This window comes from Streptomyces sp. NPDC050287 (assembly GCF_044459385.1).
GTDB lineage: Bacteria > Actinomycetota > Actinomycetes > Streptomycetales > Streptomycetaceae > Streptomyces.
In genome coordinates, this window is record NZ_JBITIY010000005.1 from 536861 (window position 1) to 552877 (window position 16017).

The window sequence follows — 16017 nt, forward strand, 5'->3', positions numbered from 1 at the left end:
CGCCACATACGTCGGCTCACGCGCTCGTCAACGGGTAGTGGCAGGCGGTCTGGCGGCCGTTGCCCGTCGGGGCGAGCCGGGGACGTTCGAGCGCGCAGCGCTCGCGGGCGTACGGGCAGCGGGTGCGGAAGGGACACCCTGTCGGTTTGTCGACGGGATTGGGCACCTCGCCGGTGAGGACGATCCGTTCCCGGCGCGGGCCGTCGGCCACCGGGCTGCCGTCGTCGATGTCCGGGACCGCGGACAGCAGTGCCTGGGTGTACGGGTGGGCGGGGGACTCGTACAGCGCCTCCGTCTCGGCGAGTTCGACGATCTCGCCGAGGTACATGACGGCGATCCGGTCCGAGACGTGACGGACCACGCCGAGATCGTGGGCGATGAAGACGTAGGTGAGCGCGAACTCCTCCTGGAGGTCGGCGAACAGGTTCAGCACCTGGGCCTGGATCGACACGTCGAGGGCGGAGACCGGTTCGTCGGCCACGATCAGCTTCGGGTTCGTGGCCAACGCCCGGGCGATCCCGATGCGTTGGCGCTGGCCACCGGAGAACTCGTGCGGGTACCGGTCCAGATGCCCGGCCGCCAGTCCTACGACGTCGAAGAGCTCGGCGACCCGGCGGCGGACCGCGGCCCCGTCCCCGTAGCGGTGCACCAGCAGGGGCTCCGCCACGATGTCCCCGGCCCGGCGGCGGGGGTTCAGGGAGGCCTGCGGGTCCTGGAAGACCAGCTGCATCCCGGGCCGTACGGGCCGCAGCCGCCGCGTGGACAGGGTGCTGATGTCCTGCCCGTCGAACTCGACCCGCCCGCTGGTGAGTTCGGTGAGCCGGACCAGACAGCGGCCGAGGGTCGACTTGCCGCAGCCCGACTCACCGACGATGCCGAGCGTGTCCCCGGCACGGACCTCCAGGGACACCCCGTCCACGGCGCGCAGCACCCTGCGCCGCCGGGCGAGTCCGTCCGCCCGCAGCAGGTAGTGCTTGGTGACGTCCGTGGCGCGCAGCAGCACGTCCCCGTCGAGCCGGGCGTCCCTGTTGCCGTCCACCGCCGTGGTGTTCTGCGCCGTCACTGTGCCGTCGCCTCCTTCTCCATGTCAGGACCCTCGGTCGCCGCCGCCCGTGCCGTCAGGCGCAGCGAGCCGCGGTCGTCCTCAGGCAGCCAGCAGGCGTCGCGGTGGGTGGCGTCGCCGTTGCCCGCGGCCAGCGCGGGCAGTTCGGCGCAGCGGTCGTGCCGCAGCCGGCAGCGCGGCGCGAACGCGCACCCCGGCGGGAGCGCGCCCGGAGAGACGGGCACGCCCGCGATGGTGGGCAGCCGCCGCAGCCGGGCACCGCCGACCCGCGGCACCGAGTCGAGCAGCCCCCAGGTGTACGGGTGGCGCGGGCCGTGGAACACCGCCCGGCGCGGGCCCTCCTCGGCGGCCCGGCCGCCGTACATGACCAGGACCCGGTCGGCGATCTGCGAGATCACCCCCATGTCGTGGGTGATGAGCACGACCGCCGATCCGCGCCCGTTGAGCTCCCGCATCAGGTCGAGGATCTGCGCCTGCACGGTCACGTCGAGGGCCGTGGTCGGTTCGTCGGCGATCAGCAGTGCGGGGTCGCAGGACAGGGCCATCGCGATGACCGCGCGCTGGCGCATGCCGCCGGAGAACTCGTGCGGGTAGGCGTTCACCCGCGCGGCCGCGTCCGGGATGCCGACGTCCGACAGGAGCCGTACCGCCCGCGCCCGGGCCTCCCGCCGGGATACCCGGTCGTGTGCCCGGATCTGCTCGGCGATCTGCCAGCCGACCGTGTACACGGGAGTGAGCGCGGTCATCGGATCCTGGAAGACCATGGCGATCTCCCGGCCCCGTACCGCGCGCATCTCCTTGTCGGGGAGCGCGAGCAGGTCGCGGCCCCGGAAGCGGACCTCGCCGGACACCGTCACGTTCGGGTTGGTCAGCAGCCGCAGCACGGCCAGCATGGACACGCTCTTGCCGGAGCCCGACTCGCCCACCACGCCCAGGACCTCGCCGGGCGCCACCGAGAGGGAGAGGCCGTCGACGGCGGTGACGGAGCCCTGGCGGGTGCGGAAGGACACCCGCAGGTCACGTACGTCCAACAGGGGTTCAGGCATGGCGGGCCCTCGGGTCGAGTCGTGCGTACAGGATGTCCACCAGGGCGTTGGCGAGGACCACGAAGAACGCCGCGTACAGCACGGTCCCCATGATCACGGGCAGGTCCAGGTTCTGCAGGGCGTCAAAGGTGAGCTTGCCGATGCCGGGCAGGCCGAAGACGACCTCGGTGAGCAGCGCGGCGCCGCCCACGAGCGCCCCGAAGTCCAGGCCGAACAGCGACACGATGGGGATGAGGGAGCAGCGCAGGGCGTGGCGGACCAGGATGCGCCGCTCCGACAGGCCCTTGGCGCGGGCGGTGCGGACGTAGTCCTCGTTCAGCGCGGTGACGACCTCGCCGCGCAGCAGCCGGGCGTAGATCCCGGCGTACAGCAGTGCCAGGGTCAGCCAGGGGAAGAGCATGTGCAGCGCCCACTGGCCGGCGTCCTGGCTCAGGCCGACGTATCCCGGTGGCGGCACCCAGGAGAACACGGAGTCGTGCAGCTGCTTCTGGGTGATGAGGTTGACGACCTCGCCGAGCCAGTAGGCGGGCAGCGAGACGCCGACCACGCCGACCAGCATGATCAGCGGGTCGGCGGCCTTGCCGCGCAGGGCCGCCGCGGCCGTGCCCATGATGATGCCGGCCGTCATCCAGATCAGTGCCGCGCCGATGACCAGCGACAGGGTGACCGGGGTGGCCTGCAGGATCTGCGGGATGACGCGGGAGCCCCGGTTGACGAACGACTCCAGGTCCCGGTCGACCAGCAGGTGACGCATCATCAGCAGGTAGCGGACGGGCATCGGCCGGTCGAGGCCGAAGGAGTGCCGTACCTGGGCGAGCGTGGCCGGGTCGGCGTTGCGTCCCGCGATGCGGGCCGCCGGGTCGACTCCCGGGGTGGCGAAGAAGATCAGGAACACCAGCACGCTGATCGCGAACATCACCAGCAGGGCTGAGCCGAAGCGCTTGAGCGCGAACTGGAGCATGGCCGGTCACACCCCTCCGCGCAGTCGGGCGCCCGGGTCGAGCGCGTCGCGCACCCCGTCGCCGAGGACGTTGAGCGCCGCCGTGGTCAGGGCGATCAGCAGGCCGGGGGCGATGGTGACGGCGGGGCGGGTGTACAGCAGCCCCAGGCCGTCCTCGATGATCGTGCCCCAGCTGGCGTCGGGCGGCTGGACGCCGACGGACAGGAAGGACAGCGCCGACTCGGTGAGCATGGCCAGCGCGGTCATCAGCGGGACGAAGACGATCGCCGTGGGCAGCACGTTCGGCAGCACCTCCCGGCGCAGGATGCGCAAGGTGGGGGCGCCGGAGCCGACGGCCGCGTGGATGTACTCCTTGTTGCGCAGCACCAGCACCTGCCCGCGCAACGGCCGGGCGATGTACGGCACATAGATCGCCGCGATGATCGTGACGGGCAGCCACAGGCTCCCCGCGTCCACGGTGAGCGGCCCCAGGCGCAGCCCGTTGGTGAGCAGGACGACCGACAGGCAGATGGCCAGCAGATACACCGGGAACGCCCAGATGACGTCCAGGATCCGGGAGATCACCGCGTCCACGACACCGCCCGCGTACCCGGCGACCACTCCGACGGCCGTACCGAGGACGCAGGTGAGCAGGGCCGCCGTGAACCCGATGAACAGGCTCGTCCGGCCGCCGTACAGCAGGCGGGCCATGACGTCGCGGCCCTGGTTGTCGGCGCCGAGGAAGTAGTGGGCCGGGTCCCAGGTGGGGCCGATCGGCGTGACGCCGAGGCCGAGGCCGGTGCTGCTCGGGGTCAGCACCGGAACGGTTCTGCCGTCGACGACCGTGGTGCCGGAGACATGGGACTGGAACGGGTCGGTGTGCGCGATGTGGCCGGCGTACAGCGGCGCGCACAGGGCCGCCACCACGACGATCAGCAGGAGGACGGCCGCGGCCAGCGCCGACCTGTTGCGCACCAGGTCGGCACCGGCCGTCCGCCAGGGGCCCGGCGAACGCCGGGCCTCGGTCGACGGAGCGGGAAGCGTGCGGCTCATTTGACCCACATCTGCCCGACGAGCATGTAGAACTGCTTGCTGAACTGGTAGTTCCCGACCCGCTTCGACGTGAAGTCGATCAGCTTCGGGTTGATCAGCGGAACGACCGGGGACTGGGCCATCAGCTCCTGGTCGATGCTGCCCCACTGCTGGTCGGCGCTCTTCTGGTCGGTCTGCGCGGTCTTCAGCGCGGTCTGCATCTTCGCGTCGATGCCCTTGTCGCAGAACCCGGCGATGTTGATGCTGGAGTCGCTGCCGGGATGGTACGAGGCGCAGGACAGCAGCACGTTGAGGAAGTCGGAGGCCGCCGGATAGTCCTGGTACCAGGACGTCAGCGCCAGCTGCACCTTGTTCTTGGTGTTCTGGATGTAGGTGAACTGGATGTTGCCCGACAGCGGCTTGAGCTTCGCCTTGTAGCCCAGCTGGGTGAGCAGGCTCTGCAGGTACTGCCCGATCGACTTGTTGACGTCGTCGTCCTGGACGACGATGCCGACCTCCTGCCCCGCCGTACCGGACTGCTTCACCAGCTCCTTGGCCTTGGCCAGGTCCGCGGCCGACCAGGTCGTGCCGCCGCCCTTGGTGTAGGCGCAGGTGTCGACGTGTCCGGGGAAGCCCGGCGGCAGGATCGTGCACGCGGGAGAGGCGAGGTTCTTGCCGCCGTACAGCCGCACCACGGCGGACCGGTCGACGGCCCAGTTGATCGCCTGGCGCGCCAGCTTGTTGTTGAACGGGGCCAGGTTGACGTTCAGCGTCGCGTACCAGAACGCGGTGAGCGGGTTCACGTGCGCCTGGGAGGCGTACTTGGTGCCGATCTCGTTGAGCCGGTCGGCGGGCGGCGGGTCGTACATCCAGTCCGCCTGGCCGTTCTGGACGGCGGTGACCTCGGACTCCACCGTCTGCCCGAAGGCGTAGTCGATGACGTCGGGATAGCCCTCGGGCTGGGCCGGGCGCGACCACTCCTTGAAGTGCGGGTTGCGCACCAGCTTCAGTGCCCGGTTCGGGTCGTAGGAGGCGGCCATGTAGGGGCCGGTCGTCGGCAGCGGCGTGGTGCCGGCGTCCTTCACCGGCGAGTCCTTCGGTACGACGCTGGCGTGCGGGACGGCCAGCTTGTACGGGAACTCCGAATCCGGGGCGGTGAGGTTGACGGTGACCGTGCCGGCCGTCGCGTCACCGGTCACGCCTCCCTTGAGCGTGCAGGAGGCAGGCGTCTTCAGACAGGCGTCGGCGCCGACGATGCCGTTGTAGAAGGTGCCCGCGGTGGGGCTGGAGACCTTGAAGATGCGCTGGAAGGACGCCACCACGTCGTCGGTCGTCAGGGCCTTGCCGTTGGAGAAGGTGATGCCCTTGCGGAGCGTGAAGGTGTACGTCTTGCCACCGTTGGTCACCTTCGGCATCGCCGCCGCGAGGTCCGGGACGACGGTGAAGGACTGCTGGCCGCCGACCTTCTTGAAGGAGAGCAGCCCGTCGTACATCGACTGGTACAACTGCCAGTACTGGAGCGTGTAGTTGACCTGTGGGTCGAAGCTGCCCGCGGCCGCGTGGGCGACGAGTTTCAGCGTGCCGCCCTTGTGCTGCGGCTGGAACGCGGCGGAACCGGAGCCCGACGTGGACGCGGTCGGGCCGGAGGAGGAGCCGTCGTCGGAGGACGAACAGGCGGCGGCGGTCAGGGCGAGGACGACAGTGGCGGCGGCGACCGCGCTCCGTCTTGTGGTGCGGGACATCCAGGGAACTCCCGTCGGGGGATCAGTCGGTGGAGTCGAGAAAGGAGCCCACGACCCGGAGGAAGAGCTCCTCCTCCTCGACGTGCGGCATGTGGCTGGAGTGCTCGAAGAAGTGCCAGCGCACGTCGGGGATGTGGTCGGCGAAGGGCTTGACGGTCTCGGGAGTCGCCTCGTCGTACCGTCCGGACACCAGCAGGGTCGGCGCCTCGATCAGATGCAGCCGGTCGATGACCGACCAGTCCTTCAACGTCCCGACGACATGGAACTCGTTGGGCCCGTTCATCGTGTGGTACACGGTCGGATCGGCCTCGATGTTGTCCCAGGTGGCCTGCACTTCCGGCGGGTTGGGGACCAGACGGCACACATGGCGCTCGTTGAAGACCTGCTCGGCGGCCCGGTAGTCCGGGTGGTCGGTCGTCCCGGCCGTCTCATGGGCCAGCAGGGTGTGCTGCACCTCAGGGGGCAGGGCCTCGCGCAACTCGCTCGCCGCCGCCAGCCACAGCTCCATGGAGGCGGGGGAGTCGGCGATGACCAGGCCGCGCAGGCCGGGCGGCCGGCGTACGGCGTGCTCGGCGGCGAGCATGCCGCCCCAGGACTGGCCGAGGAGGTGGTAGCCGTCCGCGATGCCCAGCGTCTTGAGCAGGTGGTCGAGTTCGTCGAGGAAGAGCTGGACGGTCCAGAAGTCGGCGCCCTTGTCGGGCAGGTGGGTGGACAGTCCGGTGCCGAGCTGGTCGTAGTGCACCACGGGGCGGCCCTGCCGGGCGATGCCCGCGATGCTCAGCGTGTAGTGGTGACCGGCGCCGGGACCGCCGTGCAGGACGACCAAGGGTGTCCTGCCCGGTTCGCCCGTGATCCGGTACCAGGTGGACCAGCCGTTGAAGTCGACGGTTCCGGTGCGGTTCGGTTCGGGGATCGCCACGAGGAAGCCTCCCAGACCGGCCGGAAACCAGCCGACCTCTGTCTGAAACGAGATGGGTGTGACGGATGGATGAGATAGTGATGGGGTAAAAGGTCAGTGCACAAGACCTTTTGATTGGGGCGGGGCAAGACGTAACCGCGAGTTCACGTGGCCCCCGCGCGTTTACAGAGGCGTCGCTTGCTGGGGAGGACTCCTGACATCCGTATCTGAGTCACGGGAACCTGAGTCACGGGAACCCGCGTCACCTGAAACCACGTCACCTGAAACCGCGTCACCGGAACCGGGGGACGAGTTCTCCCGCGTGCTCGACCGCGTCCTGCTCGGCGGCGCTCCGACGTCCTCGCTGCGCCCCGTGCGGGTGGCCTCGGCGGTCGACGAGGTCTCCGACCGGCTGCTCACCGCGATCGCTGTCGGCGACTTCCTGCCGGGCGAACGGCTCCCGCCCGAACGCGAACTCACCGGACTGCTCCAGGTGAGCCGCCCCACCGTGCGCGAGGCCGTCGCCCGCCTGCAGGCCCTGGGTGTCATAGAGACCCGGCGTGGCCGCAACGGGGGAGCCTTCGTCCGCGACAGCTGGACCGCGTCCTCCGCGGCCGCGGTCCGTCGTACGCTGCTGCCCCGGTGGGAGGAGTTCGAGCAGCTCTTCGACCTGCGGGGCCTGGTGGAAGGCATGGTGGCCGCGACGGCCGCCCGGCGCCGCAGGCCCGAGGACCTGGAACCGATGCGCGAGGCACTGGCCGCCCATCTCTCCGCGAGCAGCCCCCGCGAGGAACAGGCCGCCGACAGCGCGTTCCACCGGAGCATCTGCGCGGCCACCCACAACCCGCAGATCGCCCTGCTCAGCCGGGACCTGCTGACCCGGATCAGCCTCGGTTTCCCGGTCGAGCCCTGGGGCCGCGGCGAGCGGACCCACTTCCACCGGGCCGGCGAGGGGCACACGGCCCTGTACGAGGCCATCGCGGCGGGCGAGCCGGAGCGCGCGGAGGAGATCGCCCGTGAGCACTTCATGATCAGCGCCGGGATGATCCGCGACGTACTGGCCCGGGTCCGGGCCGCGGAGTCACCCTGACCGCATCACCCGTCCGCGGTCCCACCGGTCGACGAGTGCGCCGGCCGGCGGGTACGTCGGCAGGCCGTCCCGGTCGCCCCACAACGGCCCTGTGCCGTCCCGCGGTTCGCCCATGCGCCCACTGTGACGCGGTGTGCGTCAGCCGCGGGCGGGTTCCGCGGCGTCGGTCCGGCGGAACGCCCAGTCCGTCCGCGGCTCCACCACGAACCGGAAGACCCGCCGTACGGGCGGGGTGCACAGCACGGTCACGACCGTGGCGGCCACGACGGTGACGGTGATCTCGCCGAGCGGCCCGTGGACCCAGGCGGGCCCGTACCAGCCCCAGAACTTGGCGCCCTGGGCGACGAACCCGTGCAGCAGATAGCCGTAGAGCGTGCCCGCGCCCAGCGCGGTGAACCAGGTGCGCCGGCCGGGCACCCAGGACAGGAAGCAGACGACCAGCAGCAGGGAACACCCGAAGAGCGCCAGCGTCATCACGGGACCGGCCCAGGCGGGTGCGCCCAGTTCCACGGCACTGTCGTCGTGGAAGAACCAGGCGCCGGCCATCCGCGGCACCGCCCAGTAGGCCACGCCGAGCGCGCCGGCGAACACCGGCACCGCCAGCAGACGTACCCGTCGGCGGCGCACCAGCCGGAAGTGCTCCGGCTTCAGACACAGGCCCAGCACGAAGTACGGCAGGAACTGCAGGGTGCGCTGCAGGGCGAGATCGTCGCCGATCGGCGCCACGGTGGCCAGCGCGGCGATGGTGAGGGCGACAGGGAGCGGCCACCGTATGGTCCGCCACAGCGGGGTGGTCAGCCGCCAGATGAACAACGCCGCCAGGAACCAGGTCAGATACAGCGGATCCAGCAGACTGATCGGACGGTCCGGGGCGCTGTCGGTCCACCGGGTGTAGAGGGTGTACGCCGTCTCGAACACCACGTAGGGAACGACGAGTTGCGTCACCAACCGCCTGATCCGGGCCGGGCCGGCGTCCCAACTCCGTGAGAAATAGCCGGAGATGATGATGAACGCCGGCATGTGGAAGGCATAGACGAACATGTAGAGCGCGCTCGCCGCCCGGCTGCCGTCCCGCAACGGCTCCCACGCGTGTCCCGCCGCGACCAGCACGATGGTCAGGTACTTGGCGTTGTCGAAGAACGCGTCGCGCCGCTTCGCCGGCCCGGGATCGGCCCGGGTCGGCGAAGGCGTCGCGCTCGACTCCGACGGCGGCCTTTCCCGAGGCGGAGCGATGGTGCTGGTGTCACCGGCAGTGACGATTGAGGTGTCGCGCTGAGACATCCCGAGCGCATCACCGACTTGGAATGCCGTAAACCTCCACGGGGCAAGTCGTGGCACACGTCACACGAAGGTCGCGTGGTCGCTCAGCGGAACGGGGCCTTCGTCCGGTCCGGGCCGGACCGGGCCGAGGAGCGCAGCGTGCCGACCGTCTTCAGCAGCCGGTCGGCCGGATCGCGCAGGGTCGGATGGGCCAGGACCGTGTTCCGCAGCCCGCGCACCGGCCTGCGCCACAGCTTGTGCGCCGCCGCCACCGGGTGCGGCCGGACCGCGAACCCCTCGCCGACGCGCAGCTCGCGGGTCTTGAGCCAGTCCTTCCACTCCTTGTCGCCGCGTCCCAGGTCCATCAGCCGTACGCCCTCCCGGGCCGCCGCCTCGGCCATCCGCAGGTGCATGATCAACCCGGGGGAGTAATAGCTGAGCCCGGGGTCGTACGCGGTGAACCAGGCCGCGAACACCGTGCGTGACGTCGGCCCGAAGTGGGCGGCCACCGGCCGGTCCCCTGCGTACAGCACCGACAGCACGCCCGTGAAGTGCTCCTCGCGGACGTGGAAGAGATGGTTCACCAGGTCGACGATCCAGGGCCGGGCGAACCGGTCCATCCGTCCGGTCCTGCGGTACTGGGCGGACTTCCACCGCATGAGCGTGCGCAGGACCGCCGGGTCCCGCTCGTCGTAGACGAACCGCATCTCGCCCAGGTCACGCCCCAGACGGCGCTCCTTCTTCAGGGTCGTCTTCGCCAGCCCCGGGTAGGTGCCGCGCAGCCACTTCGCGTAGTCGTCACCGCCGGGCTCCAGGTCGATCACCGGAGAGGCGAAGGTCCCGGTGACATGCCTGCCGAACGGCTTCTGCTCCTCGACGAGATGGTCGAACTCGAAGATGGACAGCCCGCAGGCCCGCAGCAGTTCGTCGGAGTCCCAGGTGACCCCGGGTCTGTGTATCAGGGCCTGGCAGTCGGACAGGCCGAGACCGATGGCCCGGCCGACGCCCACGGCGTTGCGTTCGAACGGGAAGAACCCCACGGGCTCCCCGCCCTCACGCAGGACCGCCACCCGCGCCCCGCCGCGATGTCTGCCGACCCCCATCGCGAACTCCGGTGCCAGGAAGGGGTTGGCGTACAGGGGTGATTCGTCCATCGCCCGGTGCCAGGCCCCGCGCAGCGAGGCGTCCAGTTCGCCGGTTCTGTGAACCGTCATGTCCAGTCTGCTCGTGGTGCGCATGCGCGACCGCTCCCCCCGGAATGCCGAGATGTTCGGCAAGGATCAAACGTCGCGAAACAGCACGCACGCTGTCAAGGTGTCTGCGGCAACGGGTGATCCTCGTCTGCTGTGAGCCTCACCGATCACGCCACGGGAGGGCAGGACCGCGTCTAGACTCGCGCCCCATGCGTCACACAAGCCCCATCCGGCAGTGGAAGAAGCCGTCCTCCCTCCGCCCGCGCTCAGGCGCCCACGGCGGGAGAAGAAACGTGCCTCTGCCGTGTGCCGCCGGAGCTCCCCGCGGGGCCTCTCCCGGGACGGGGGACGATGTGCCGTGAGGGGCCGCCACAAGCAGTCCCGCGACCCGCGCGGGCACTGGCTCTTACTGATCCTCGTCCTCCCCGCCATGTTCGCGGCGCTGCTGTTCGAAGGCTGGAGCAACCACGAGGTCGACGCCGCGAAGACCCGCTCCCCCTGCACCTCACCCGCCCCGGACGCGGTGGCCGCCGGGAACGGCCCGGTGATCGGCATCAACCGCAACCGGATCCAGACCGCCGCCATGCCCGCCCGCACCGTCGCGCTCACCTTCGACGGCGGCCCCGACCCGGTGTGGACCCCGCGCTTGCTCGACCTGCTGCGCGGCCGCCGCGCGCACGCCACCTTCTTCCTCTACGGCGCCCAGGCCGCCCGCCACCCCGACCTGGTCCGGCGGATCCGCGCCGAGGGCCACGAGATCGGCTCGAACACGTACACCGGTGCCGTCCTCGGCGAGGCCTCGCCCGCCCGCTTCGCCGCCGAACTCGACCTTACCCAGGCCGCGTTGGCGGGGACCGTGAACCTGCACACCTCGCTGCTGCGGATGCCGCGCACCACCTCGCCGGACACGCTGTGCGGGCGGGAGTGGCAAGCGGCGCGACAGGCCACCGCCCGCGGCTATGTCCTGGTCACCGCCGACAAGGCCGCCCGCAAACCGGCGCAGGGACTGGTCCGGCAGTTCAGCCAGACCGAGACCGCCTACCAGGAGACCCGCAAGCTCCTCGGCGACCGCGGCGTCGACCGCTTCACCACCGTGTCCGACGGGCTCGGCCTCACCCCGTACACGCCGGCCGGGGCCGCCGCCCGCTGGCAGGGCACCGCCCTGATCTGGGGCACCGCCCTCGGACGCGCCTTCTCGCACGCCATGACCTGGGTCCTCGGGATCGCCGGCGCCCTCGGCGTCCTGCGCCTGGCCGGGCTCGCCTTCTTCGCCCGCGCCCATGTCCGACGTCTGGAACGCTTTAGGCCCGGCGCACCCTGGATGCGGGAGGTGACGGAACCGGTGACGGTGCTCGTCCCGGCGTACAACGAGGAGGCCGGCATCGCCTCCACGGTGTACTCGCTGCTGGAGTCCACCCACCGCGACCTGCAGATCATCGTGATCGACGACGGCTCGACGGACCGTACGGCCGAGATCGCCGCCGCGATCGACGACCCGCGCGTGGAGGTCATCCGCCAGCCCAACGCGGGCAAGGCCGCCGCCCTCAACACCGGTCTGGCACAGGCCCGGAACGCCATCATCGTCATGGTCGACGCCGACACCGTCTTCGAACCGGACGCCGTGCACCGGCTGATCCAGCCACTGGCGCATCCGGCCGTCGGCGCGGTCAGCGGCAACACCAAGGTCGGCAACCGGCGCGGTCTGCTCGCGAAGTGGCAGCACCTGGAGTACTGCTTCGGCTTCAACCTCGACCGGCGGATGTTCGAGGTCCTGGAGTGCATGACGACCGTCCCCGGCGCCATCGGCGCCTTCCGCCGCGACGCGCTGCTCGGCGTCGGCGGGATCAGCGACGACACCCTCGCCGAGGACACCGACCTCACGATGGCCCTGTGGCGGGCCGGCTGGCGGGTGCTCTACGAGGAGTCCGCCGTCGCCTGGACCGAAGTGCCCACCTCGCTGCGACAGTTGTGGCGACAGCGCTACCGCTGGTGCTACGGCACCATCCAGGCCATGGGCAAACACCGAGGGGCCGTCCTGGGCGTCGGTACGGCCGGGCGCTTCGGCCGCCGCGGACTGACCTACCTCGCGCTCTTCCAGGTCGTCCTCCCGCTGCTGGCGCCGGTCATCGACGTCTACGCCCTGTACGGCGTGCTGTTCCTCGACCCGTGGCAGTCGGCCGGCGTCTGGTTCGCCTTCCTCGCCGTCCAACTGGTCAGCGCCGGATACGCGTTGCGGCTGGACGGCGAGCGACGGCGGACCCTGTGGTCGATGCCGCTGCAGATCTTCGTCTACCGGCAGCTGATGTACCTGGTCGTCATCCAGTCAGTTGTCGCCCTGCTGCTGGGCAGCCGGCTGAGGTGGCAGCGCATGAAGCGCTCCGGCACCGCGGCTGAACAGATCGGTGGTCCCGCCCCGTACAAGAGCGTGCCGACGAGATGATCCCGACGCTCCGAGGGGCTGAACAGGCCGATGGACGACTGGACCGACCACCCGACGGGCACCGCCCCGCACGACGGCACGCCCGACATCGAGCACGCCGGCATGACCGGCTTGTCGCTCGCCGGTACGACCGGTCCCTGGCACGACGGCACGGCCGGCCCGGTGCGGGCCGGCGCGACGGATCCCTGGCGTGACGGCGTGTCCGATCCGACGCACGCCGGTATGACCGGTTCGCCGCATGACGGCACGCCCGATCCGGTGCGGACCGGCATGACTGATCCGGCGCGAGCCGACATGTCCGGCCCGCCGCGGGCCGGCGCGACCGGCCCGCCGCACAGGCCCGGTCCGGCGCGCGTCGTTACGTCCGGCCCGTCGCATGCCGGCACGACCGGTCCGGTACCCGCCGGTCAGACCCGCCCGGCACACGCCGGCACCGGCCGGGCGGTGCCCTACGCGCCGCCGCCGTCGACGCGGACGGCACCGCTGCCCGGCATGCCCTCACCGGCCCCGCCCGGCCGCACCGGCGAGGCAGGCCGCCCCGAGCGCGGCAGCAGAGTTCCGCGTGCGCGCCCCTCCCGGCGCCGCCGGGCCGTACGGGCGGCGGTCCTCCTGCTGAGCGGGCTGCTGGTCACCTGCGCCGGAACGTACGTGTGGGCCGACACCCGGCTCGACCAGCAGGTGGACCTGGGCGCGCTCACCGACCGAGCGGCCACCGGCAAGGGCACCAACTACCTCGTCGTGGGCTCCGACAGCCGCGACGGGCTGTCCTCGCAGGACAGGAAGGACCTGAACACCGGCTCGGCCGAGGGCCGCCGTACGGACTCCATGATCCTGCTGCACACCGGTGCCGGCGGCACCACGATGCTGAGCCTGCCGCGCGACTCGTGGGTGACCCTCCCGCCGTACGTCGATCCCGGCACCGGCAGGAACTACCGTGCCGCCCCGAACAAGCTGAACGCGGCCTTCTCCCTGGGCGGCCCCGAACTCCTCGTCCGCACCGTCGAGCGCAACACCGGACTTCGCGTCGACCACTACGCCGAGATCGGCTTCGCGGGGTTCGTCGGCTTGGTGGACGCGGTCGGCGGCGTGGACCTGTGCCTCGACCGTCCCATCAAGGACAAGGCGTCGGGGGCGAACCTGCCCCGGGGCTGCCAGACCCTCGACGGCGCCGAGGCGCTCGCGTTCGTCCGGCAGCGCAAGCAGGAGGCCCAGGGTGACCTGGGCCGCACCCGCAACCAGCAGAAGTTCCTGACCGCCCTCGCCGCCAAGGCGGCGAGGCCCGGCACCCTCCTCGATCCGGCCAAGTCCGTCCCGGCGGTCTCCGCGGGCCTCGACACGCTCGTCGTGGACAAGGACACCGGACTGCCGCAGCTCATGTCCCTGTTCCAGGCGATGCGAGGCGTCACCGGCGGCGGCAGGCAGCTCAACGTGCCCGTCTCCAACCCGAACCTCACCACGTCCAAGGGCAGCGCCGTGCAGTGGGACACGGCCCGCGCCCGGAAACTGTTCCAAGAGCTCCAGCAGGACCGTCCGGTGACTGTCCCGCGCCAGAACTGATCCTGTTCCAGTGTCCTGCGCCAGGGATCCGTCGGCGGAAGCGGGCAAGGGATGCGCCCGCGGGTGTTTGGCCGGCCAGGCCTTGATCGCAGGGGGTTTTTGTGGGTGCCGTAGTCCTTGTCCGGCATGGTGACGAGCAGGAAGAAGAGGGTCAAGACGGCGAGTGCCAGATCGTTGACGCCGCCGGTCATGCCGCCGTACCTCCCCTGCCGGGCAGGTGCGTTGTCGCCGTGGTCTGGGCGGCAACAGCCTCGCTGCCGACCAAGTCGTCGGGTTCGGCGACCAGTGGCGCGGTGCCCTCTGGAGTCCGGGCGGCGGCCTGCGGGTTGCTCCCGCGGACAGCGACGGCGAGTCCTGCCAGGGCCATGGGGAGCGCGACGAACATCGCGGCGGTGCGGATGCCTCCCGGTGCCGAGAGGACCAGGGCGATCAGGGGCGGGCCGAAGGCTCCGCCGGACTTGCCGACGGCTGCCGCCCATCCGCCGGCGGTGCCCCGGATGGCCATGGGGTAGATCTCGGCCGTGTAGGGGCCGATGAGCGCGATGACACCCGCGGTACCGGCGAACAGCAGCATCACCGTGGCCAGCAGGACGGGACTGCTGCCGTCCAGGCCGACGGCTGCCAGCGTCAGGAGGGCCGCGACGGTGAGGGTCGCGTAGACGACCATGGTGCCCCTCGCCGACCAGCGCATGTAGAGCCACGCGCCGACCGCGCAGGTGGGGATGGCGAGCAGCGACGAGATGAACAGCAAAGTGGCGGCGGGCATGCCGTGCCGGCCGGAGGACTCCAGCTGGCTGGGCAGGAAGGTGATGAAGCCCCAGTAGACCAGGCCCCAGGCCAGTGCGTAGGCGCTGACCACCAGCGTTTTGGCCGTCTGCGGGCGTCTGAACAGGGCAGAGGCGGGGACCTGCCTCGTTCGTGTCTGGCTGGCTGTGAAGGCGGCCGATTCGGGAATCCAGCGGTTGAGCGCGATCAGGATCAGGACCAGTGGGAGCTGGGCGAACCACATCACGCGCCAGCCGGCCAGCGGAATGAGAACGGCGGCCAGTCCGGCGGCTGCCATGTAGCCGCCGGTGGCGGTGAGCCCGGCCTGCAGGACCATGATGGCCGCGCGGCGGCCGGGCGGCATGCTCTCGGTCATCAGGGCGTAGACGACAGGCAGCATGCCTCCCGCCGCCATCCCCATGAGGGCACACATGACGAGGGTGCCCCCGAAGGTCGGCATGGCGCCGCACACCGTGGTGCCGAGGAAGAGCAGGGAGGCGATGAGGATGGTGGCCCGGCGGCCGATACGGTCCGCCGCGCGTCCCCAGACGAGCGATCCGAGCACGGTGCCGGTCAGCGCCACCGTGGGCAGCCACGAGGCGTCGGCGGCGCTGAGGTGGTACTCGGCCCGCAAGCCAGGCGTGATGAAGGCCAGGGAGGCCGGCTTCATCTGATCCACCAGGAGGGCGAAGCTCAGGATGGCGATGAGGCGACGCCGGCTCGCCGTCGCGGTGCGGGCCGGAGTGGCGGCGGCACTGGGACCGGCTTTCTGCGGCTGCACGACCGCGAAGCCGGAGAGCACCACGCCCACCACGATGGCGACCATGGCCACCCACATCACCGACGACATGCCCATCATGGACATGTGGAAGCTCATGGAAGCGGAGTCGATGAACATCCACAGGTGCTCGACGACGCCGGCGCAGGTGAGGGCGACACCCGTCCAGAACAGTAACGGCCGGGGTATCAGCGGCATTGGTGGCGCAGACAA

13 protein-coding genes are annotated in these 16017 nt (G+C 70.9%); 3 read left to right on the forward strand and 10 right to left on the reverse strand.

Annotation, left to right across the window (positions count from 1 at the left end):
- Window positions 1-16 precede the first annotated feature (16 nt).
- The 6 genes from ACIBK3_RS21050 to ACIBK3_RS21075 are packed head-to-tail and all read right to left on the reverse strand — an operon-like array spanning window position 17 to window position 6742.
- Window positions 17-1063, reverse strand: a complete 1047-nt coding sequence (locus ACIBK3_RS21050; protein WP_399367449.1) for an ABC transporter ATP-binding protein — start codon at window positions 1061-1063, stop codon at window positions 17-19.
- Window positions 1060-2109, reverse strand: a complete 1050-nt coding sequence (locus ACIBK3_RS21055; RefSeq protein WP_399367451.1) for an ABC transporter ATP-binding protein — start codon at window positions 2107-2109, stop codon at window positions 1060-1062. Before ACIBK3_RS21055 ends, ACIBK3_RS21050 begins: the two co-directional genes overlap by 4 nt.
- Window positions 2102-3070 (reverse strand): ABC transporter permease, encoded by a 969-nt coding sequence (locus ACIBK3_RS21060; protein ID WP_399367453.1) that lies wholly within the window; start codon window positions 3068-3070, stop codon window positions 2102-2104. Before ACIBK3_RS21060 ends, ACIBK3_RS21055 begins: the two co-directional genes overlap by 8 nt.
- A gap of 6 nt (window positions 3071-3076) precedes the next feature.
- The gene (locus ACIBK3_RS21065) at window positions 3077-4102 is read right to left on the reverse strand and encodes an ABC transporter permease (RefSeq protein WP_399367455.1); all 1026 of its coding nucleotides are present in this window, start codon (window positions 4100-4102) and stop codon (window positions 3077-3079) included.
- On the reverse strand, window positions 4099-5823 hold the full coding sequence (locus tag ACIBK3_RS21070; protein WP_399367457.1) for an ABC transporter substrate-binding protein: 1725 nt from the start codon (window positions 5821-5823) through the stop codon (window positions 4099-4101). The genes ACIBK3_RS21065 and ACIBK3_RS21070 overlap by 4 nt, the downstream gene beginning before the upstream one ends.
- Before the next feature lie 22 nt (window positions 5824-5845).
- Complete coding sequence (locus tag ACIBK3_RS21075; protein WP_399367459.1) at window positions 5846-6742, reverse strand: proline iminopeptidase-family hydrolase; 897 nt, start codon at window positions 6740-6742, stop codon at window positions 5846-5848.
- Between the two features lie 301 nt (window positions 6743-7043).
- Between ACIBK3_RS21075 and ACIBK3_RS21080 the strand changes: the two genes are divergently transcribed.
- A complete protein-coding gene (locus tag ACIBK3_RS21080) occupies window positions 7044-7811 on the forward strand; it encodes a FadR/GntR family transcriptional regulator (RefSeq protein WP_399367461.1) in 768 nt (255 codons plus the stop codon).
- On the opposite strand, the gene ACIBK3_RS21085 is transcribed toward ACIBK3_RS21080, so the two are convergent.
- The 3 genes from ACIBK3_RS21085 to ACIBK3_RS21095 all read right to left on the reverse strand — a co-directional run bounded on the left by ACIBK3_RS21085 (window position 7803) and on the right by ACIBK3_RS21095 (window position 10309).
- Window positions 7803-7925, reverse strand: a complete 123-nt coding sequence (locus tag ACIBK3_RS21085) for a hypothetical protein (RefSeq protein WP_399367463.1) — start codon at window positions 7923-7925, stop codon at window positions 7803-7805. The genes ACIBK3_RS21080 and ACIBK3_RS21085 overlap by 9 nt on opposite strands.
- 24 nt (window positions 7926-7949) lie before the next feature.
- The gene (locus ACIBK3_RS21090) at window positions 7950-9092 is read right to left on the reverse strand and encodes an acyltransferase family protein (RefSeq protein WP_399367465.1); all 1143 of its coding nucleotides are present in this window, start codon (window positions 9090-9092) and stop codon (window positions 7950-7952) included.
- 83 nt (window positions 9093-9175) lie between these two features.
- Complete coding sequence (locus ACIBK3_RS21095; protein WP_399367467.1) at window positions 9176-10309, reverse strand: GNAT family N-acetyltransferase; 1134 nt, start codon at window positions 10307-10309, stop codon at window positions 9176-9178.
- A 385-nt stretch (window positions 10310-10694) separates the two neighbouring features.
- On the opposite strand from ACIBK3_RS21095, the gene ACIBK3_RS21100 reads away from it, so the two are divergent.
- Entirely contained in the window at window positions 10695-12704 is a 2010-nt protein-coding gene (locus tag ACIBK3_RS21100) for a bifunctional polysaccharide deacetylase/glycosyltransferase family 2 protein (RefSeq protein ID WP_399367817.1), read from the forward strand.
- 270 nt (window positions 12705-12974) lie between these two features.
- On the forward strand, window positions 12975-14261 hold the full coding sequence (locus ACIBK3_RS21105) for an LCP family protein (protein ID WP_399367819.1): 1287 nt from the start codon (window positions 12975-12977) through the stop codon (window positions 14259-14261).
- Between the two features lie 187 nt (window positions 14262-14448).
- On the opposite strand, the gene ACIBK3_RS21110 is transcribed toward ACIBK3_RS21105, so the two are convergent.
- Window positions 14449-16017, reverse strand: a complete 1569-nt coding sequence (locus ACIBK3_RS21110) for an MFS transporter (protein WP_399367469.1) — start codon at window positions 16015-16017, stop codon at window positions 14449-14451.

What these genes read in the sequence shown, in the direction of transcription:
- ACIBK3_RS21065 (WP_399367455.1), bottom strand. Translation starts at nt 4,102, where the DNA reads ATGAGCCGCACGCTTCCCGCTCCGTCGACCGAGGCCCGGCGTTCGCCG.
- ACIBK3_RS21085 (WP_399367463.1), bottom strand. Translation starts at nt 7,925, where the DNA reads ATGGGCGAACCGCGGGACGGCACAGGGCCGTTGTGGGGCGACCGGGAC.
- ACIBK3_RS21100 (WP_399367817.1), top strand. Translation starts at nt 10,695, where the DNA reads ATGTTCGCGGCGCTGCTGTTCGAAGGCTGGAGCAACCACGAGGTCGAC.
- ACIBK3_RS21070 (WP_399367457.1), bottom strand. Translation starts at nt 5,823, where the DNA reads ATGTCCCGCACCACAAGACGGAGCGCGGTCGCCGCCGCCACTGTCGTC.
- ACIBK3_RS21055 (WP_399367451.1), bottom strand. Translation starts at nt 2,109, where the DNA reads ATGCCTGAACCCCTGTTGGACGTACGTGACCTGCGGGTGTCCTTCCGC.
- ACIBK3_RS21060 (WP_399367453.1), bottom strand. Translation starts at nt 3,070, where the DNA reads ATGCTCCAGTTCGCGCTCAAGCGCTTCGGCTCAGCCCTGCTGGTGATG.
- ACIBK3_RS21095 (WP_399367467.1), bottom strand. Translation starts at nt 10,309, where the DNA reads ATGCGCACCACGAGCAGACTGGACATGACGGTTCACAGAACCGGCGAA.
- ACIBK3_RS21105 (WP_399367819.1), top strand. Translation starts at nt 12,975, where the DNA reads ATGACTGATCCGGCGCGAGCCGACATGTCCGGCCCGCCGCGGGCCGGC.
- ACIBK3_RS21090 (WP_399367465.1), bottom strand. Translation starts at nt 9,092, where the DNA reads ATGTCTCAGCGCGACACCTCAATCGTCACTGCCGGTGACACCAGCACC.